This window comes from Ruminococcus flavefaciens AE3010 (assembly GCF_000526795.1).
In the GTDB taxonomy this organism is placed as follows: domain Bacteria; phylum Bacillota; class Clostridia; order Oscillospirales; family Ruminococcaceae; genus Ruminococcus; species Ruminococcus flavefaciens_D.
On sequence record NZ_JAGT01000001.1, the window covers coordinates 3,500,740 to 3,520,093 of the forward strand.

19 protein-coding genes are annotated in these 19,354 nt (G+C 49.8%); 4 read left to right on the plus strand and 15 right to left on the minus strand.

The genetic code is table 11. From position 1 onward, the window contains the following. The first annotated feature begins 11 nt into the window (after window positions 1–11). From xylB to N774_RS0115420, 4 genes are all read left to right on the plus strand, one after another. Complete coding sequence (gene xylB / locus N774_RS0115405) at window positions 12–1,535, plus strand: xylulokinase (RefSeq protein WP_024862100.1); 1,524 nt, start codon at window positions 12–14, stop codon at window positions 1,533–1,535. Then, a complete protein-coding gene (locus N774_RS0115410) occupies window positions 1,532–2,032 on the plus strand; it encodes a GNAT family N-acetyltransferase (protein WP_024862101.1) in 501 nt (166 codons plus the stop codon). The genes xylB and N774_RS0115410 overlap by 4 nt, the downstream gene beginning before the upstream one ends. Before the next feature lie 46 nt (window positions 2,033–2,078). Continuing rightward, window positions 2,079–4,139 carry an Eco57I restriction-modification methylase domain-containing protein gene (locus N774_RS0115415; protein WP_024862102.1) on the plus strand — a complete coding sequence of 687 codons (2,061 nt, stop codon included), beginning with the start codon at window positions 2,079–2,081 and terminating at the stop codon, window positions 4,137–4,139. Between the two features lie 62 nt (window positions 4,140–4,201). Further along, entirely contained in the window at window positions 4,202–4,756 is a 555-nt protein-coding gene (locus tag N774_RS0115420) for a flavodoxin family protein (RefSeq protein ID WP_024862103.1), read from the plus strand. A 17-nt stretch (window positions 4,757–4,773) separates the two neighbouring features. On the opposite strand, the gene N774_RS0115425 is transcribed toward N774_RS0115420, so the two are convergent. The 15 genes from N774_RS0115425 to N774_RS0115495 form a co-directional block, all read right to left on the minus strand. Next, on the minus strand, window positions 4,774–5,103 hold the full coding sequence (locus N774_RS0115425) for a hypothetical protein (RefSeq protein ID WP_024862104.1): 330 nt from the start codon (window positions 5,101–5,103) through the stop codon (window positions 4,774–4,776). A 19-nt stretch (window positions 5,104–5,122) separates the two neighbouring features. Further along, entirely contained in the window at window positions 5,123–5,986 is an 864-nt protein-coding gene (gene fba / locus N774_RS0115430; protein WP_024862105.1) for a class II fructose-1,6-bisphosphate aldolase, read from the minus strand. Window positions 5,987–6,334: 348 nt separating this feature from the next. Next, the gene (locus tag N774_RS0115435) at window positions 6,335–6,670 is read right to left on the minus strand and encodes a hypothetical protein (protein WP_024862106.1); all 336 of its coding nucleotides are present in this window, start codon (window positions 6,668–6,670) and stop codon (window positions 6,335–6,337) included. 114 nt (window positions 6,671–6,784) lie between these two features. Further along, complete coding sequence (gene murD / locus N774_RS0115440; protein WP_051463414.1) at window positions 6,785–8,137, minus strand: UDP-N-acetylmuramoyl-L-alanine--D-glutamate ligase; 1,353 nt, start codon at window positions 8,135–8,137, stop codon at window positions 6,785–6,787. After that, window positions 8,134–9,456, minus strand: coding sequence for a hypothetical protein (locus N774_RS0115445; protein ID WP_347496226.1), 1,323 nt, complete (start codon window positions 9,454–9,456; stop codon window positions 8,134–8,136). The genes murD and N774_RS0115445 overlap by 4 nt, the downstream gene beginning before the upstream one ends. Window positions 9,457–9,539: 83 nt before the next feature. After that, window positions 9,540–9,917, minus strand: a complete 378-nt coding sequence (locus tag N774_RS0115450; protein ID WP_024862109.1) for a metal-dependent transcriptional regulator — start codon at window positions 9,915–9,917, stop codon at window positions 9,540–9,542. A 194-nt stretch (window positions 9,918–10,111) separates the two neighbouring features. Beyond that, a complete protein-coding gene (locus tag N774_RS0115455) occupies window positions 10,112–10,891 on the minus strand; it encodes a M23 family metallopeptidase (protein WP_242836644.1) in 780 nt (259 codons plus the stop codon). A 114-nt stretch (window positions 10,892–11,005) separates the two neighbouring features. Next, on the minus strand, window positions 11,006–13,282 hold the full coding sequence (locus tag N774_RS0115460; RefSeq protein WP_024862111.1) for a penicillin-binding transpeptidase domain-containing protein: 2,277 nt from the start codon (window positions 13,280–13,282) through the stop codon (window positions 11,006–11,008). A gap of 54 nt (window positions 13,283–13,336) precedes the next feature. Further along, window positions 13,337–13,915, minus strand: coding sequence for a rod shape-determining protein MreD (gene mreD / locus N774_RS0115465; protein WP_024862112.1), 579 nt, complete (start codon window positions 13,913–13,915; stop codon window positions 13,337–13,339). Then, window positions 13,905–14,771 carry a rod shape-determining protein MreC gene (gene mreC, locus N774_RS0115470; protein WP_024862113.1) on the minus strand — a complete coding sequence of 289 codons (867 nt, stop codon included), beginning with the start codon at window positions 14,769–14,771 and terminating at the stop codon, window positions 13,905–13,907. Before mreC ends, mreD begins: the two co-directional genes overlap by 11 nt. A gap of 11 nt (window positions 14,772–14,782) precedes the next feature. Next, a complete protein-coding gene (locus tag N774_RS0115475; RefSeq protein ID WP_024862114.1) occupies window positions 14,783–15,799 on the minus strand; it encodes a rod shape-determining protein in 1,017 nt (338 codons plus the stop codon). A 194-nt stretch (window positions 15,800–15,993) separates the two neighbouring features. Further along, on the minus strand, window positions 15,994–16,257 hold the full coding sequence (locus tag N774_RS0115480) for a DUF4321 domain-containing protein (RefSeq protein WP_037280346.1): 264 nt from the start codon (window positions 16,255–16,257) through the stop codon (window positions 15,994–15,996). Window positions 16,258–16,288: 31 nt separating this feature from the next. After that, on the minus strand, window positions 16,289–16,726 hold the full coding sequence (gene dut / locus N774_RS0115485; protein WP_024862116.1) for a dUTP diphosphatase: 438 nt from the start codon (window positions 16,724–16,726) through the stop codon (window positions 16,289–16,291). Then, entirely contained in the window at window positions 16,726–18,756 is a 2,031-nt protein-coding gene (locus N774_RS0115490) for a U32 family peptidase (RefSeq protein WP_024862117.1), read from the minus strand. The genes dut and N774_RS0115490 overlap by 1 nt, the downstream gene beginning before the upstream one ends. Further along, window positions 18,756–19,118 (minus strand): cell division protein ZapA, encoded by a 363-nt coding sequence (locus N774_RS0115495; protein WP_024862118.1) that lies wholly within the window; start codon window positions 19,116–19,118, stop codon window positions 18,756–18,758. Before N774_RS0115495 ends, N774_RS0115490 begins: the two co-directional genes overlap by 1 nt. Between the last annotated feature and the right edge of the window lie 236 nt (window positions 19,119–19,354).

A 19,354-nucleotide genomic window follows, 5' to 3' on the forward strand; every position in this document is an offset into this window, starting at 1 on the left:
AGTTGTAAATTATGGCATATTTAATAGGCGTGGACTGTGGTACAAGCGGTACAAAGACAGTTCTTTTTGACGAAAAGGGGAGCGTTATCGCTTCAAAAACAATCGAATATCCAATGTATCAGCCCAAGAACGGCTATGCAGAGCAGGAGCCCGCTGACTGGGCAAATGCAATGATAGAGACTATCAAGGCTGTAATGGCTAAGAGCGGCGTCAAGAAAGAGGACGTAAAGGGTATCGGTATCTCGGGACAGATGCACGGTCTGGTAATGCTGGACAAGGACAACAACGTGCTTCGCCGTTCTATCATCTGGTGCGACCAGAGAACAGCTGCCGAGGTAGAGGAAATGAACCGCATCGTGGGCAGAGACAAGCTTGTTGAGATAACAGCTAACCCTGCACTTACAGGCTGGACAGCTGCAAAGATACTCTGGGTCAAGAACAACGAGCCTGACGTATACTCAAAGGTTGCTCATATCCTGCTTCCCAAGGACTACCTGAGACTTATCCTCACAGGCGAGTACGCAACAGAGGTATCCGACGCTTCGGGTATGCAGCTCCTTGATGTTCCAAACCGCAAGTGGTCTGACGAGCTCCTCAGCGCATTTGAGATAGACAAGAGCTGGCTGGGCAAGGTTCACGAGAGCTGTGAGGTAACAGGTACTCTCACAAAGAAAATGGCTGAGACACTTGGTCTCTGCGAGGGTACTATCGTTGTGGGCGGCGCAGGCGACAACGCAGCAGCTGCTGTTGGTACAGGCGTTGTTGAGGACGGCAAGGCTTTCACAACTATCGGTACATCGGGCGTTGTATTCGCTCACACATCTAATATTTCTATCGACAAGAAGGGCAGAGTTCACACCTGCTGTGCTGCTGTTCCGAATACATGGCACGTAATGGGCGTTACACAGGGCGCAGGTCTTTCATTGAAGTGGTTCAGAGACAACTTCTGCATGACTGAGAAGGAAACTGCAAAGCTCATGGGCGTTGACGAGTACTACCTCATGGACAAGCAGGCTGAGACTGTTCCCGTAGGCGCAAACAGACTTCTCTATCTCCCATACCTCATGGGCGAGAGAACTCCTCACCTTGACCCTGATGCAAGAGGCGTATTCTTCGGACTTTCGGCTATCCACACCAGAAAGGATATGCTCCGCGCTGTTATGGAGGGCGTTACATATTCTCTCCGCGACTGCGTTGAGGTATTCCGTGAGATGAACGTAAACGTAAGCGACATGATGGCTTGCGGCGGCGGCGGTTCTTCACCGCTTTGGAGAAGCATGCTTGCTGACCTCTACAACTGCAACGTTAAGACTGTTGCTTCCAAGGAAGGTCCCGCACTTGGCGTTGCTATCCTTGCAAGCGTAGGCGCTGGCATCTACAGCAGTGTATCCGAGGCTTGCGGCGCTATCATCAAGACCGACAAGGTACAGGCTCCAAAGGCTGAGAACGTTCCAGAGTATGAGAAGTACTACCAGCTCTACAGGGAGATCTATCCTGCACTGAAGGCTCAGTACGCAAAGCTTGCAACACTGTGATAGATACTAAAAGACTGATTATCCGACCATTTTTGCTGACCGACGCTGAGGACGTTTTTGAATGGCGCTCCGATGCGGAGGTGAACAAATTCATGCCTTACCCCTGCGATGAAAGCGTCGGGGAGGTTCGGCAGAGGTTAGAGGAATGGATAGCGGATAATGACAAGTATGCTATAGAGCTGAAAGAGAACGGCAAAGTCATCGGCGATATCACTCTTGAATGGTCCGAGGAGGACAATGCCCACGAGATAGGGTACAATATAAACCGCAGCTTCTGGCGCAATGGCTATGCCACAGAAGCTGTTCGCGGACTTCTTGACTGGGCTCGCAGGGAACTTGGAGTACATGATTTTACGGCATTTTATGCCAAGGATAACGGTGCTTCGGGCAGAGTTCTTGAAAAATGCGGCTTTGTAATTGAGCATACAGGTCAGTATTCGCGGTTTGACGGCAGCGAGTTTTTTGAAGCCGTCTACGTAAGACTTCATATTGAATAGCTAAGGGCGGACGTATGTCCGCCTTTGGAAATTGTGGGGTGAGGATTTGGAGAATTCACAGCTGAAAAAATATGCCGCAAGACAGCGAGAGCTGCTGCTTGCCGACAACGACGAGGAAACGGCGTACTTCGGCTTTATGCGGCTGTGTGCAGCGTTTGCTGCCGACTATGACAGCATTGCAGATATGGTGTCAAAGCCCTCGGAGCGCCCCTGCGCACTTTTCAAGGAAAAGTGCAGGCAGCTCGCGGCAAGATATGGCGGTATATTCAGTCTCCATGCCGAGCTGCCCGTTCCGCCGCAGCTTTTCGCTGAGGGCGGAACTGCAGGGGCGCTCCGAGGGCTGCCGCGTGAGATATGGAGTGAGCCTGATATTCTCGGACGTATGCACCAGTACTTCAACGAGCCCTACAGAAGTGAGATAGCGGTGGGCTTGAAGCGGAGCAAACGTCTTGATTCGGACAAAATTGCGGCAGCAACTCAGCTCTTCACCCCATGGTGGGTGGTTAAGTACATGGTGCAGAACACCCTCGGCAGATATCTCCGCGAGCATGGCTTCAAGCTTGATAAAGGAGAGCTTGAATTTGCTGAAATAAAGGCAGGCACGCAGGATATTGCTCCCGAGGAGATAACATTTATCGACCCATGTATGGGCAGCGGAAATGTGCTGCTCTATGCTTTTGATATGTTCATGGAGTTTTACCGCAGTCTTGGCTTTTCGGACCATATTGCAGCGGAGAAGATACTCCGCCATAATCTGTACGGTTTGGAGCTTGATGAACGCGCCTGTGCTGCGGCGGAGACCGCCCTGCGGCTGAAAGCCGCAAAATACGGCGCCCTTGTTAAGCCGCAGGTCTATGATTTTTCGGGAGTCAACGAAGTTGCAGGATCACTTATAAATGGTTCTGAGCTTGATGCGGCAGAACCAAGGACAGCAAAAATCGGTCAGCTTTTAGAGAAGAAGTATACCATTATTGTTACAAATCCTCCCTATCTTGGCAAAGCAGCTATGAACACAGAATTATCGGGATTTGTGCTGGAGCGCTTTGCAGATTACAGCGCTGACCTGTTTTCAGTGTTTGTGGCACGGTGTCTGGACATGGCGGACGATAACGGCTATCTTGGCTTCCTTACGCCAACTACGTGGCTGTTTCTTCAGTCCTATGAAAAGCTGAGACGGCGCATCTACAGTGAGTGTGATCTTCAAACCCTGATACATTTTGAGTACTCCGCCTTTGAGGACGCCACAGTACCTCTGTGCGCCTTTACAATGCAGCGCGGACAAGAAAAAGAAAAGGGAGTCTATATCAGGCTTACCGATTTTAAGGGAGATATGGACTATCAGAGGCAAAAGGTAAGGGAAGCGCTTGCAGACAAGAACTGCTCCTACCTATATAGAGCCTCCGCGGCTGATTTTGGCAGAATACCCTCTGCTCCTGTGGCGTACTGGCTGGGAGAGGCTATGTTTCAGGCGTTTGACGGTGTAACTCTCGGAGAGCTGGTGCCTGTGCGTGAGGGAGTGATAACGGGAGATAATGACCGATTCCTGCGGCGGTGGTATGAAGTTTCAGCTGACAAAACAGTATTTTCGGTCAGCCATAAGCGTAAGTGGTACCTGCTCAACAAGGGCGGCGACTACCGCAAGTGGTACGGCAACCGTGAGTTCGTCATCAACTGGGAGAACGACGGCGCCGAGATAAAAAGCTTCCGCGACGAAAAGGGGAAGCTTCGCTCCCGCCCACAGGGACTTGCCTATAATTTTCGTCCGTCGGTAAGCTGGTCCCAGATAACCAGCGGCGCCCTTTCGGTACGGTATTTCGACGAAAACTTCATGTTCAACGTTGCAGGCACAAGCGCATTTCCGCAGGACGAGCGGCTGCTCACACTGCTTCTGGGGCTGTTGAACAGCAAGGCTGCCGAGGCGTTTGCGAGAGTTCTGAACCCCACCATGAACATGAACCCGGGTGATCTTGCACGCCTGCCTGTGCCTGAATTTCCCCACGATACCGAGGAATATGAGCTCCTAATAAAAGAGAATACGGACATCTGCCGTGAGGACTGGGACAGCTTCGAGACCTCATACGACTTTCGCCGACACCCACTGATTTAGTACTTGACATGACCTGCCTGATGTGCTATAATGGTGCTTATTATTACATCGGAGGTTTTGATATGAATGTGCTTGTGGTAAATTGCAGTCCCGTGAGAAACGGCGCTACTGCGGAGATAGTTCACATTGTAGCTGAGCAGCTTTCGGATAGCTTTACTGTGAAGTCTGTCTGCATTGACGACTATAATTTCAGCTTTTGCAGGGGCTGTCGAAGCTGCCATGCCACTGCAAAATGTGTTCAGCATGACGATATAGACCTTATTATGGACGAGTTTGAACGGGCAGACGTTATTGTCTGTGTTGCGCCCTCATACTGGGCGGATATCCCGGGGCAGTTCAAAGCCTTCATCGACAGGTGCACTCCATGGTGCAATACTCATGAGCCTCACGCCAGCCTGAGCAGCGGCAAGAAAGGCTACGCCATAGCTTTGCGGACAGGTCCAAGCATGGGGGAGTGTCAGCGTATCATCGGCAGCATCGAGCATTTCTACGGACATCTTGAAATAGAGTGCTGCGGCAGTCTCGGACTGTGCTCCATTGAATACAAAGAAGCCCTTGAGCCGCATATGAATGAACTCAAGGACTTCTGCACAAAAATAAAAAGCCCAAGGAAATGAATCCTCGGGCAATTTTTTTATCTTTGTGGGAGAAATGTATTCAGGGTCTCTATGAATTTATACACGTTTTTCTGGTTTCTTGACTTTGCGGTAATTTCCGTGCCAAGATTTGAAACACTTGCAATATTGATGCCTGTTCTGCCGTCAGGGAGCACACCCAGAGCGATATGTATCTTTTCGCCCCATGTAGTCAGTGATATGCCGTTGCTGAAAATAACTCTGTAGGCATTTCTGTCTGCGGCTTTGACGTTAAGCTTTAACTGCGCACCTGTACGCATAACAGCGTCGAGGCAGGCGTTTATATCGTAGTTGTAAACGTAATTTTGTTCAAATCTACCCCATGACATAATAGTATTCCTCTTTAGATCAAGCCTTGTTTACGCTTCCGAAGAGCTCCATCTTCTCCTTGACCTTAGCCTTGATAGCATCAACACCGGGAGCGAGAAGCTTTCTTGGGTCGAAGCCCTTGCCCTGCTTGTCCTTACCTGCTTCAACGTAGCCTCTTGTTGCCTCAGCAAATACGAGCTGGCACTCAGTATTTACGTTGATCTTAGCAACGCCGAGAGAGATAGCCTTTGTGATCATATCATCAGGGATACCTGTACCGCCGTGGAGAACGAGAGGCATATCGCCAACAGTCTTGTTGATAGCCTCGAGAGTCTCAAAGCTGAGACCTTCCCAGTTTGCAGGATATACGCCGTGGATGTTACCGATACCTGCTGCAAGGAAGTCAACGCCGAGATCAGCGATCATCTTGCACTCAGCAGGATCAGCGCACTCGCCCTTACCGATAACGCCGTCCTCTTCACCGCCGATAGCGCCTACTTCAGCCTCGATTGAGAGACCAAGATTGTGAGCAGCGTTTACGAGCTCAGTTGTCTTAGCAACGTTCTCGTCGATGGGGAAGTGTGAACCGTCAAACATAATAGATGTGAAACCGGCCTTGATGCACTTGTAGCAAGCACCGTATGAGCCGTGGTCGAGGTGAAGTGCAACAGGAACTGTGATGCCGAGAGACTTGTCCATAGCTGCAACCATAGCTGCAACAGTCTCGAAACCGCACATATACTTGCCTGCGCCCTCAGAAACACCGAGGATAACAGGAGAATTGCACTCCTGAGCTGTCTGAAGGATAGCCTTAGTCCACTCAAGGTTGTTGATATTGAACTGACCTACTGCGTATTTGCCTGCTCTTGCTTTCTGGAGCATTTCTGTAGCTGAAGTTAACATAAAAATAATTCCTCCTGAGAATTCATTTACGGGGATCTTGACCCCATCGTTAATATTATATCATAGCTTGCTGTGAATTGCAAGAGTTTCCTTAAAATTTAGCAATAAAAGCCCAGAGCGGGCGGATTTTATCCGCCCGCGAGCCCTTAGCCGTCAGCTTGTAGTGGCGGCGTCCCGCCGCCCGCATCTTATGAATGAATTTCAAATGACACACTGTAGGGGACGGCGTCCTCGACGTCCCGCGAGTGAGTAGTGTAGGGAACGGCGCCCTCGCCGTTCCGCGCCTTACAATACAACTAACATGAAACAAAACGTAGGGGCGGATATTATCCGCCCGTAAATTGATCATTATTCTTCAATAGGATTTGTTTCTTTGTTGTCAGTGTCGTCATCAGCTTTATCACCTGGGTCTTCCTCAGCCAAGTCAGGAAAGCGTTTTTCCATCACGGTGGTTACTGTGTACATATTTGAACGCAGCAGATCAATATTCTCACACAGGTCTCCAAAGGCGTACAACACTAAGCTTGTGACCCAAGCCGAAACTATTGCAATGGGTATCATCAATAAACCATATGCATTTGATTGAGAAGCGATATAAATGCCATTGATGGTGCCGAACACAGCTATGACCCAGAAAAGTGCTTTTGCTGTGATCTTTATTTTTTCTCCTGCATTTTTAAACATAAATAGTACCTCCGATGTTATTAGTAATAGTATAGTTGGATAAATGCTGAAAAAGGAAGTTGTGCAGTTATTGAAAAGGGCGGATAGTATCCGCCCCTACTTAGTTCTTAGCTCTTAGTTCTTAGTTCTAAGCTCGGCAACCAGCTTCTTGAAGGCGTCGCCGCGCTCCTCAAAGTTCTTGAAGATACCGTAGCTTGCTGCCGCAGGGGACATAACGCAGCTCATACCCTCGGGAGTTATGTCCGCAGCAAGCTTGACAGCTCCTTCAAGGTGGTCAGCGTAGTGAACGCGCTCCTTTTTCTTGAAGCCGTCACTGGCAAGTATCATATCGTAGACCCTCTTGCCCGAAGCTTCCATGCATATGACGCGGATATCGAAGCCTGCAAGGAAGTCAACAAGGGGAGCATAGTCTATACCTCTGTCCATACCGCCGATGAGGACAGTACCTGCATCGGGAACGCTCTGCACAGCTGAAATAGCCGTAGCGCAGGCGGTTGAGATAGAGTCGTCATACCAGCGTATACCCCGTACCGTGTCCACATATTCCAGTCTGTGAGCCAGCGGAGAGAATGTACACAGCGCCTTTGTGAAGTCCTCCTCACGAATGAAGAGGGTGGTGATATAGTAAGCCACAGCGATGTTGTAGTGGTTGTGAACGCCCAGGAGCTTTACCTTATCGGTGGGGATAACGTAGGGCTCGACGCAGTGCACCGTGCCATTGCTGACATAAACGTCGGCGTCGCAGTCCTTATCCGAGATAGTATAAGTGTTCCATGAGATAGGCTCACCGGGAGCGATATCCGAATTTATCAGCAGAACATCGTTCTCCTGCTGGTGGAGGTAAATGTTCTTCTTGGCGTTGTAGTAGTTCTCCATAGTGCCGTAGTGGTCCAGGTGCTCCTCGTAGAGATTGAGGAATACAGCGTATTTGGGAGATACGGTCATATATTCAAGCTGGTGGCAGGAGAGCTCGCAGACCACGATAGTCTCCTCTTTCATGTCGTCGGCGATATCGAAAACAGGGATACCGATATTGCCTGCGATACGGCAGTCCACGCCGCTTTCGCTGAGAACATGGTAAATAAGGGAAGTGACTGTGCTTTTGCCCTTTGTACCCGTGATACCGATAATCTGCTCGCGGAAGCACTCAAAGAACACCTGAGTTTCGCAGGTTATCATGCATTTCAGCTCAGAAGCGGGCTTTTCAAGAACGATGCCGGGACTCTTGAACACCATATCGAATCGGTCAAGGCAGTCCTGATAGTCCTTTCCGCAGATAAGCTCAACATTTTCGGGAAGCTCGTTTGCTTTACGGTCAACGGGATTGAGGTCAGCAATGGCTACAGCCTTTGGCGAGCAGTACTTTTGCAGCATTTTATATGTGGACTTGCCCTCTCTGCCGAAGCCGAGAATGCATACAGTCTTGTTTTCAGTGTATGTTTTTAAATATTCACCGAATGACATCATAAAAGGTTCTCCATTTCTTTTCTGAGTATGGCTTTGAATTCGTCGGGAAGCAGATTCTGCTCGTTGAACGAGCTGCAGCACTCATTGTTGAGGGCGTCGATAGATTCGGGATAGTAAAGTCCGCGTTCCTTGTATTCTCTGAACAGGAGAGGGAGCTCCTCACCGTTCTGCTCAAGCCTTCTTATAGCCAGAGATACAGCCAGATTCACTTCGTCGATACTGCCCACGCACTCAAATGGCTTGTGCTCGGACTGTCCTATGAGCTCGATGAAGTACTCCATCATTTTGCTGTCATTGAGCATATCCCTGCCGAATATCTTTATGAGCTCCTCCATAGTGAGGAATGGGGAGAGTATCAGGCACACGAACAGGCACTTGGGGCATTCGCCGCACCATATATCGGGAGATACCTTGCTGCCCAGGTTACAGCTCCTGAATACGGGAAGATACTTGCGGTGGGATACGAACATCTTTGCTATCTGGAACTCTGCAAGAGGGCGCAGGAAGCTGAAATAGTACTGACCCGTGCGGAGGTATTTCTCCTCATAATCATGGAAGTCCTGCTCAAACTCGAAGCTCTTGGAGTACTGATGATTGACGTCCTGACCGACAACAGTGCTCTCATTGGCACTGGATTCGTTGGAGAGAACGATGTATTTCAGCTCGTTGAGGTAGGCTGTTATCTCTGCTGAGAAAGCAACTATAGCCGAAAAGGGCGTATGGCCGTTGATAAAGCCCTTGTCGTTGAGAGCCACCAGCGAGCGGTCAAAGTGGCGCTGAGCTATGATAAGGGCATCGTCGTCAAGACCTGCCTTTCTGACGGTCTCGGTTATGGAACGGCGCTTGTTTATGGAGTAGCACAGGCACTTCATGCCTGATTTTACCAGTGTCTCCAGCGTAAGTGCCGAGTCCTTTCCGCCGCCTATAGGCACAAGACAGCCTCTTGGCTGACGTGCTGTCTCCGTTAGGGAGCTGTTGTAGCTGCCTGCCGAAACTATATTCACAAAGGTATCGGGATCGGCTGATATGCCGTTTACGAAAAAGAGCTCGCCCAGTCCCATGAACCACAGCTTCTTCCACCATTGCTTCTGCTCCTCATTTAGCTCGCCGCACTCTGCGCGGAACTGGGGAGAGCAGGTGGCTTTCCAGTAGCTTACAGCCTCAGCCATACCCAGTGAGAAAGCAAGTCTCTCAAAGGTGAGATCTCCCTTTACGGAGAAGTTCTCGGGCTTGCGGAAGCTCCAGCTGGGGCGGAACTCCGCCAGATCCGTAATGGAAAACTCGTAGCCGATCTCAACAGTGTTTTTTGTTTCATTCACATGATATGCTTTATATACGAAAGAGGGGTATTTCTCTCGGTATTCTTCATATTTACCCATAGTTCATCTCCGTAGCTTCTGTATTATTTTTTCTCTGAAAGCTTTCTGTAATGTGATTTGAGCATAGCAAAGGTCTCGTCGGATATGTCGTGCTCCACCTTGCAGGCGTCCTCGGAAGCAACATCGCGGCTTACGCCGAGAAGAATGAACAGCTCGGTGAGAACATTATGTCTGTCGTAGATGCGTTCTGCAACATGTCTGCCTGCGTCGGTGAGACGAATGTGGTTATCGTCGTCAACTGTGACAAGTCCCTCGTCCTTCATCTTTTTAAGTATTATAGACACAGTAGGACGGGAATATCCCAGATAAGAGCAGATATCTATAGCATGGACATCGGGCTGTTTCTGTGAGAGGATAAGTATAGTTTCAAGGTAATTTTCAACTGCTTCTGTAATAGCCATTTTAAGTCTCCTTTACAAGAAAAATAGAAACCGTAAACAAATATATATACTATATTATATCATAAAAGAGGGAAAATAGCAACACTAACGGAAATAATTTACCGTGATTATTATCTCAGCCGCCATAAAGGCGGCGCGGCTCCGCGCAAAAAAACACTTCCGCAGCTGATCGGAAGTGTTGTCAGAGTATAATATCATTTGAAAACTGTCATTGGATCGACAAAGGCTCCGTTGTGAGTTATCTCTATATGCAGATGAGGAGCTTCCGCGCTTTCGATATCGGCAGTCTGTCCTACAGCTCCGATGATATCTCCGCGGCTTACTGTATCGCCCTGCTGTACGGCGAGGTCGGCTCCAAGACCGCAGTATCTGGTGAAGAAGCCGTTTTTGTGGTCGAGGACTACTGTCACGCCCCACAGGGGATCGTTGGTCACAGAGGAAATCTCTCCATTTTCAACTGCCATGACGTCGCTCCCGACCTCAGCTGCGATATCCGTGCCGTTATGGGTCTGCCATGTGCCTGTGGTGGCGTTTTTCACAAGCTCACCGCTGCTGAAGGGCTCAATTACACCCGATATATCGCTCAGCGGAGCGCAGGCGTTGTCCAGTCCCTTTGCAGCCGCCGCAGGCTGTACCTTTTCCGTGAAGCTGTCCGCCACCTCGAATGGAGCGTCAACGGTTATCTCCGCGGCAGGGATAGTCTCCATAATGGGCGGAGCTGTCACGATAGCCGAGGTTATGCTGTAGGCGGGGGAAGTTGCCTTTGGTATGTCGGTGACGCGCCTGCCCACGGGAGTCTCCGCAGCTATGGGAGTTTTGACGGCAGATGTTTTGACATTGGGTATAGCGTCACCCTGCTTATGGGCGAAAAGGCAGGCGGCAGCTACCATGACGGCACTTATGCCGAGAGCTGCATAAAAGCCTTTAGAGCCTTTTCCGTAATGCTTGTCGGTCAGTTCGTTTTTTTTCAACACTAACACCTCCGACCATATTATTGACAGGCAAACGGAAAATATACATTTTTTTCAATTATCAGTGCAGGAGAGTCTGCAAAAAATAAAGGGACATTTTTATGTCCCTTTAAATATTCAGTATGTCACAGGCTCCTGCTGCGGCTCCGTAGCGTATGCATTGGGGTCAAACGGGGGAGTAGCAGGCTCTGTGGGTATTACGGCAGAATAATCCGTCCACGGCTCTGTGGGCTGAGTCCACGGCTCATAGGGAGCTTCTGTTACTGGCTCGGTATATGGCTCTGTGACGTTCTCTGCCATTGTCACTGTGGATACAGTAGTAGTTGTTGTGGTCGTTGTTGTTGTAGCTGTTGTGGTGAGCTCGGGGCGGTATTCCTCGGGGAGCTTCTGCTTGGTGGGCTTAACGCCGTTAAGTCCGTAGCACTCCTGATAAGCGAGTATAAGGTCGCGTATCATATATTTGGAGTATTCACCGCTCTCGATAACGCCTGCAAAGGCTATCTCGGGGTCATTTGCGGGAGCAAAGCCGATGAAGAAGGAGTTCTGCTCGTTAAGGTTGCGTCCTGTCTGAGGAGTACCTGTCTTGATAGCCACATCAAAGCCAAGGTCGCTGAGAGAGTATCTGGCAGGCATATTTCTTGAAGCGTCTATCATACCGCCTACGATATAGTCGTAGAGGTCGGGAGTTTTTATCTCTATCTTGTTTGCGATAACGGGCTCGGTCTTTTTGATAAGGCTTCCCGAGCCGTAGGAGTAGTAGCTGTCAACAAGGTAGGGCTGGTATCTTACGCCGCGGTTGCCGATAGTATTGGCAACTACCGCCATTTGCAGGGGAGTCATGCCGCAGTCCTGGTTACCGATACCTGCCTGTATAACATAACCGATATACCATTCCTGACCGTGCTCCTTGAAGGTCTCGGGGTTACAGAGGTATCCCTCTGCGTCGCCTGTTTCGATGCCTGTATGAGAGCCCAGACCGTACATCTTGGAGTACTCGGTTATCTTGTCGATACCCAGCATACGGGACAGCTCATAGAAGTATGAGTTACATGATACCTCGATAGCGTGTCTTACGGTGATATTGCCGTGAAGTCCCGTACAGGAGTAATGCGTGCCGTAGAATTCGTAGCCCATGTTGCAGACAAGGGGAGTGCCGCCTGTTACAACGCCCTCGTTGAGACCTGCCGTAGCGGTAATGGTCTTGAATGTGGAGCCCGGTCTGTAAAGACCGTATGAGCAGCGGTTTACAAGGGGAGTATCCTTTGCTTCAAGGAAGTATTCGTAGTTCTCAACGTAGTCCTTGAGGTTATAGGTGGGGGCTGTAGCCATACCCTTTACAGCGCCTGTTTTAGCATCAAGAACGCATATAGCGCCGCAGTTTCCCTTTAGCACACCTGGGTTTGGATTTATTCCGGGGAAGGTGTAGTTGAGGAAGTTGTCGAGTATATTCTGGAGCTTTATCTGGTAAGCGCCGTTGACGGTGAGCTTAACAGTTTCGCCCGAGGTAGCCTCGGTGATAGTCTTTACGTCGCGGACAACGCCGTCCTTGACGGCTATCTGCTCCTCACCGTTGACACCGCGGAGGGGAGTTTCCATAGCGGCTTCGATACCGCTTTTTCCGAGGATGTCGTTGTAGCTGTAGCCCTTGGATTTCAGCTCGTCGTACTCCTCCGCATATATAGGACCTACCGTGCCTATCTCATGGGGGAGTATATCGCCGCGGACTATTTTTCTTTCTGAGGCGTCAACAGCCTCGATGCCGCGGTAGAAGTTGCCAAGCTCCTTCATGTCGATGACGGTCTGCTCGTCAACGCCCTTTGCAAGGAGCAGGTCATTGCTGTATGAGAAGTCCTTGTCTATCATCTGATAGCGCATACCTGCGATGATACGCTTTTCCTCGTCGGTATACTTCTCGTCTATCTCATAGTCCGAGATGAGCTTGTCTATGCAGTTTTCAGCAGTAGCGTACACATTGAGGTTAAGGTCGGAGATGAGCTCAGAGGTATCGTTTGATATGAAGCTGTAGGGCTTGCTGAACGATACGGGGATACTCTCCTTGAATTTGTACCCGTGCTTTTCAAGCTCTCTGTATATGCCCAGCAGAGCTTTGTTTCCCTCCTGCAAGTCAGTGGGGAAGAAAGCCATCTGGAGCACAAGGTCTGTACGTGAATCATTGGTGACGATAACGTTGTCGTCGTAGTCGATTATTTCTCCGCGGGTAGCCTTGATGCCCTTTTTGTATGTGAGGGTACCGGGCTCATAGAGCTGCGGAGTGCCTATATCCTTATCGCCGACTACCTGTATCTTCATAAGTCTTAACGAGCTGAGCAGAGCTAAAAGCACTACCAGCAGAATGATAATGATAGATTTCAGGTTTTCTGCAAATCCTTTCAAAAAGACTGCCTCCTTTAATATTATGACCGCACTTTTCGGGTGCGGTCGGTAAGGTCATTGTCTGTTTTCTGACTGAATATTGGTGTTTATGGCTTCTTCGATAGTGAGATGTTCCCTCGGCATGAGGAAGCGGTTCACAAGCTTCAGCACAAGATACACAAAGACCGCTGATATTACAGTGTATACCCAGACTCTCAGCGAAACTCTCACAAAGATGCGTCCCACGTTTTCGTACTCCCATATCTGGTAGTAGAATTTATAGTCCAGCCAGCACTGTATGTATGACACTGCGGTAGTGATTATCATGTAATTGATGAATCTGTCCTTTAGATAGAGTTCAAAGAGCAGATTTGCAACGATACAGAAGAATGTGAGCACCACGGCGTTGTAGCCGAAGAGCTTTCCGCAGCATATGTCGGTAAGAAAGCCGCATACAGCTCCCGTGACAGCCGAGCCGTACATATTGTTGTTGACGGCAATGCCTATACTCAGGGGAACGAGTATTATGGGCTTATACAGAGTACCCGAGGTCATGATGATGAAGCTTACAAAAATGAGCAGATAGTACAGTATCCAGCGCAGAGTGGTCTTGAAGCGCAGGATATGCTGCTCACGGGTAGTTCTAATCCTCATTATCGTCGTCCTCCTTCTTGCCGCTGAAATCGGTGATAACGATGACAGAGGTAAGACGGTTAACGTCCACACATGGCTGTATATCGGCACATACGGAGAGGCCGTTTGAATCAAAGCCTATTTCGAGGATAGTGCCTATGGGGTAATCCTTTGGGAAGAGACCGCTGTTTCCTGCGGTTATCATAAGGTCGCCCCGTTTGAGCTTGTTCTTCTTGGGGACGTGAATGAGCTTGGTCTGTCCGCTCTCGGAGGAGAGCACATTTCCCTCGATTATGCCCTGATCGGCATTTGACGAGGAAGCCACAGCGGCTACGGAAAGGTCGGGGGAGAGTATGGTCCTCACGGTGGATACGTGGTCGGAGACCTCAACTGTGATACCCACGAGTCCCTCGGAGGTAACAACGGGACAGTTCACAAGTATGCCGTCCTTGGAGCCCTTGTCGATAGTGAAGGACTTGAAGGGGTCGTTGGTCACATAGCCCAGTACCTTGCAGGGCTGAGAGAGCATATAGTCCTCATGCTCTTCCTTTATGGAAACGAACTTGCGGAGCTCCTCCACTTCTGCCTTTATGGCGTCGTATTCGGTGAGCTGGGCATTGAGTTCGCCTATCTGCTTTTTGAGCCTTTCGTTTTCTTCAAGGTACTTATCCGCATTGGCAAGCTTATCCACGGTATGCTCCATTTTACGGCTAATGCTGTTGGAGGCTGCGCGGAATGGCTTTGTCAGTGTATTGATGAAAGAAGCTCCCGAAACGGAATAGCCGCCTCTTGTGACGGCATATATCATCATGCCCACAAGAAACGCAAGAAGCCCGAGCATGACCTTAAATCTGGTGCTTTTCAAAAAATCACGCATGGAGCCTCTCCTTAATAGTACTTGACGTTTTCAGTGAGAGCGTCCTGATAATCGCTGATATTCTCCAGTATCTTGCCCGTGCCCTCGGCAACGCAGTCGAGGGGATATTCCGCGATATACACAGGCATACCTGTTTCGCGGTTTATGAGCTTGTCAAGACCGCGGAGCAGAGCGCCGCCGCCTGCAAGAGTTATGCCGTGGTCGATGATGTCTGCGGAAAGCTCGGGAGGAGTTTCCTCAAGAGTGGACTTTATGGCGTCGATTACTCTTGAAAGAGGCTCAACGAGAGCGTCGCGTATCTCCGCAGAGGTAACGGTTATATTCTCGGGGAGACCGTTGAGAAGATTTCTTCCCTTTATCTCCTGAGACTCCTCCTTTTCGCTTGGGAAAGCAGAGCCGATATCAAGCTTGATATTTTCGGCAGTGCGCTCTCCTATAAGGAGGTTGTACTTTTTCTTGATATAATTGATGATAGCAGCGTCGAATTCGTCGCCTGCACATCTTACCGAGCGTGAAGCAACGATGCCGCCCATAGATATAACGGCTACTTCACTGGTACCGCCGCCGATGTCAACTATCATGCTGCCTGCGGGATCGTTTGTGGGGAGACCTGCGCCGATAGCGGCAGCCATAGGCTCTTCTATAATGAGGACGTTGTTTGCGCCTGCCTTTTTGCAGGATTCGCGTACAGCACGTCTTTCAACGGCAGTAACGCCCGACGGTATGCATATAATGACATTTGCCTTGGTAAGAAAAGTACCCTTCAGAGCTTTTCTTATGAATTCCTGAAGCATTGTGGTGGCAATGTCAAAATCGGCTATAACGCCGTCCTTCAGCGGTCTTACGGCAACTATAGAGCCCGGGGTACGACCGATGACGTCCTTTGCCTCTTTACCTACATAGCGGCATTTATCTGTTCTGGTATTTACTGCAACTACTGAGGGCTCTCTTATTATTATACCCTTTCCCCTCATATATACGAGGGTATTAGCAGTGCCGAGATCAATGCCAATATCTTTTGTAAACATTTTGCAGCTCCTTAATCTTTTGCATTATTTCTTTAATACACTTATTTACATTCAAAGTATATTATATCACCAACGGGAAATATGTACAAGATTTTTTTGTCTGTAAATCCCCGAATTCGCCGTTTTTAGTGTAATACGGAAACATAAGCGGGACGAGGTGATAAAAAACTGTCGAAAAGGACGATAAACAGCGATTATTTATCCGGGACTACCTTTGGAGCAGTTTTGATATAAGCATAGATAGCTATAGCTATGAAGATGACCTGTGCAACGCTGATGCTCATTGATACGCCGAATGTGAGTACAAGGATATCGGTGTCGATGAACTTGTCAAGGTTGAGTGCGAAGCTTCTTGAATAGCCCAGCCATGCGAATGAGCCTGAGGCAACATTGCCGAGGACTCCGCCGAGAACACAGGCGCAGATGAGAAGAAGCAAAAAGTAGAGTGTCTTTTTCATAATAATATCTCCATTCTTTTGTTATTCATATTCAAATGCCTGACGAGCCGAAGCCGCCTGCACCGCGCTCTGTTTCCGAGAGCTGGTCGCTGACTTCGATCTCAGGCATCAATATACTTGTTGGTATCAGCTGAGCGATACGCATACCGTGCTCGACTGTAAATGGCTCTTTCCCGTGGTTTATGAGGGGCACGAACCATGCTCCGCGGTAGTCGCTGTCCACCACGCCCACGCAGTTTGCAAGGGAAACGCCGTATTTTGACGAAAGTCCCGAGCGCGGGTAGATAAGCAGGGCAATGTCCTCACGGTCGGGCTCTGCGGTGATACCGAGGGGGATCATTTTTATCTCTCCTGCTTCGATAGTCACGGGAGCGTCCAGACAGGCGCAAAGGTCAAGACCTGCACTGCCGCTTGTTGCCCGAGATGGGATAACAGCCTTTGGGTCAAGCTTTTTGAAGGTAAGTTTCATTATTGTATACCTCTGTAGTATAGTCCGCGGGTGATAGTTCCCTGCGGCTTGCGTCCGCTGAGTGCGGCGCGTATCTCGTCGTCGGTCTCGTCCGAAAGATAAACGACGCCGAAGCTTATATTGCGAAGCTCGTCAGACCTGTCGGTCATGCAGAGCTTATCTGCGTTGAGCACCTCTGCGTAGTCCTTTGTACAGACAACGGGGAGCTCTCTGCCTGTGCGGTCAATGAGCTTTTTTGTACATTTTCCGCAGCCTACTTCATTTTTTATTGGGCAGTTCCTTGTGAGCATAAGGGGAAGTCTGCCGTAAACTACAGCTCCCAGCGGCAGTTCGGTACGAACAGCGGATATCTGCGGGAGAGTAGCCTCCACCGAGAAAATGCAGTCCTCAAGTCCGAGACCGCGGAGATATTCCGCACTGAAGGAGTTGAAAACATTGAGAGTAAAGCTGCCGTGGAGCTTGAATCCCAGCTCCTTTCCAATAGCGATACAGTCGGGAGTGTGGCAGTAAAGCCTGCTTATTCCCATGGTTTTCAGCTGTGTCAGTCTGTCTTTCAGCCCGTCCTCGTCAGTCATGAAGCGTGGCGGCGCGATGATTATCTTGTCACTATCCACGCTGCCGAGCATTTCCTCATTGATGATATTTTCGGGCACTATTATGAACTCCGACATATCCCCAGCGACAAGCGCCTGCTGACGGGTACGGCAGTAGGTCCTCAGGGGCAGCTTCTCTTTTTCAGAGAGTGCCGCTGCCGCAAGCTTTGGAACATAGTCGGAAATAGTATATTTCGGGGTATTCTTTTTGATAATCAGCTCCGTGAGCTTTTCGGTAACAGTTCTGCGGAGCTCGTTGAGCTTTCCTGCGGGGACAATAAGTCCATCGTCCATATCAGCGGTCAGCTTTCCGAAGCTGAACACCGTATCCCCAAGCTTTGAGAGCTGCTTGGCGAGAGTGTCACAGTCAGTGGGGCGGTTAAGCGCCTTTTCGGGGATAGCTCCCTGAGCAGAAGCCGAAACACCGCCGCATACAGCGGTTATGACCACAGGCTGTCCCTCTTTTATGACAGCGTGAAAATCGACTGTATATGCCTTGCCCTCGAAGCGGTAGAGCTCATGTATCTTCGGGATAAGCTCATGGGCGGAGATAACGTCGTCCTTTTCACGGACTCCGAACATATCCTGCCTTTTTTCCGTGAAATAGCCGTCTGTAAAGCCACCGCGGGAGAATACGCCGCGTAGGAGCTTCATATCGGGAGATTCGCCCTCAAGAGCAGCTTTCAGCTCATGTACTGCGGAAGCCACATACTCGGGGCGCTTCATGCGTCCCTCAATTTTGAAGGAGTCAACGCCCATGTCCGCAAGCTCCCGTGCATAGGGGAGCAGGGAAAGGTCTTTCAGCGATAATGCAGCCTTTTCCTTATTGCCAACAGCAGAAAAGGGCAGTCTGCAAGCCTGTCCGCAGCCGCCGCGGTTAGCGGAGCGCGAGCCTATCATCGCCGACATATAGCACTGTCCCGAAACGGACATACACAGCGCACCGTGTACAAAGATCTCTGTTTCTATACCCACACCGCAGATATGGGAAATAGTCTCCCTGTCAAGCTCACGGGCGGGAACAACTCTTGCGTAGCCCAGACCTTTGAGCATAGCAGCACCTGCGGCAGTATGCACTGACATCTGGGTAGAGCCGTGGAGCACAGCGTCGGGAACACAGCGGCGTATAAGCTCCGCACAGCCCCAGTCCTGCACTATAAAGGCGTCAACACCGCATTTTGCGGCAGCCTTTATGTACTCGCAGAAGTCCTGTGCCTCATCGTCTGAGATTATTGTATTCACGGCTAAGTCCAGTTTAGCGCCGTATTTATGGCATAGTTTAGCAGCCTCATCTATCTCCTCGATAGAGAAGTTAGCGGCACTGCTTCGCGCCGAAAAGCGCTTTCCGCCTATGTATACAGCCTGTGCGCCTGCTCTGAGAGCCGCACGGAGAGTTTCCATGCTGCCTGCTGGAGCAAGTATCTCGGTTTGATTCATTAAATGCTGTCGCTGAGCTGCTTGAGCTTGACCATATTCTCAAGCTGGATTATCTTGGATTTGAGCACCTCAATCTCCTTCTGAGCAGCGTCGCGCTCGATGCGTGTCCTGCCAGCCTCGTCAACGTACTCCTTTGTCTGGTCGCGGATATTATCAAGGCGCTGGTTAGCCTTGTTGAGGTCGTCGAGGAGAGCCAGCGACACCATTATGGAAGCAGCATATGGCGAAGAGCCGCTTGCTGCGGTGATCTCATTGATCTTGGTCTCAAGTGCTCTTGCAAGAGCAAAAACGTAGTTAGGAGCTTCTGCGGTCTTGATCTTGTACTCCTTACCGCAGATGATTACTTTTACTTCATTAAGCATTTGTATCGTCCTTTCCGTGGTATATTTTGAACCAACTTACATTATACACTATTTTTCGCAAAAAGGGAAGTGTTTTTTGAAAAATATTTATTTTTAGTGGTTAGTTGCCGGTGATCAGTGTAGGGGCGGTGACTCCCTGTAGTACAGGGAGATGTCAGCAAAGCTGACAGAGGGTCGCGGCTCCTGTTGGGAGATTATCCGCCCGAGGTGTAGGGAACGCCGCCTCGACGTCCCAA

Coding starts and splice junctions, on each gene's coding strand:
- xylB (WP_024862100.1), top strand. CDS start 12: ATGGCATATTTAATAGGCGTGGACTGTGGTACAAGCGGTACAAAGACA.
- N774_RS0115420 (WP_024862103.1), top strand. CDS start 4,202: ATGAATGTGCTTGTGGTAAATTGCAGTCCCGTGAGAAACGGCGCTACT.
- N774_RS0115425 (WP_024862104.1), bottom strand. CDS start 5,103: ATGTCATGGGGTAGATTTGAACAAAATTACGTTTACAACTACGATATA.
- fba (WP_024862105.1), bottom strand. CDS start 5,986: ATGTTAACTTCAGCTACAGAAATGCTCCAGAAAGCAAGAGCAGGCAAA.
- N774_RS0115435 (WP_024862106.1), bottom strand. CDS start 6,670: ATGTTTAAAAATGCAGGAGAAAAAATAAAGATCACAGCAAAAGCACTT.
- murD (WP_051463414.1), bottom strand. CDS start 8,137: ATGATGTCATTCGGTGAATATTTAAAAACATACACTGAAAACAAGACT.
- N774_RS0115450 (WP_024862109.1), bottom strand. CDS start 9,917: ATGGCTATTACAGAAGCAGTTGAAAATTACCTTGAAACTATACTTATC.
- mreD (WP_024862112.1), bottom strand. CDS start 13,915: ATGAGGATTAGAACTACCCGTGAGCAGCATATCCTGCGCTTCAAGACC.
- mreC (WP_024862113.1), bottom strand. CDS start 14,771: ATGCGTGATTTTTTGAAAAGCACCAGATTTAAGGTCATGCTCGGGCTT.
- N774_RS0115475 (WP_024862114.1), bottom strand. CDS start 15,799: ATGTTTACAAAAGATATTGGCATTGATCTCGGCACTGCTAATACCCTC.
- N774_RS0115480 (WP_037280346.1), bottom strand. CDS start 16,257: ATGAAAAAGACACTCTACTTTTTGCTTCTTCTCATCTGCGCCTGTGTT.
- dut (WP_024862116.1), bottom strand. CDS start 16,726: ATGAAACTTACCTTCAAAAAGCTTGACCCAAAGGCTGTTATCCCATCT.
- N774_RS0115490 (WP_024862117.1), bottom strand. CDS start 18,756: ATGAATCAAACCGAGATACTTGCTCCAGCAGGCAGCATGGAAACTCTC.
- N774_RS0115495 (WP_024862118.1), bottom strand. CDS start 19,118: ATGCTTAATGAAGTAAAAGTAATCATCTGCGGTAAGGAGTACAAGATC.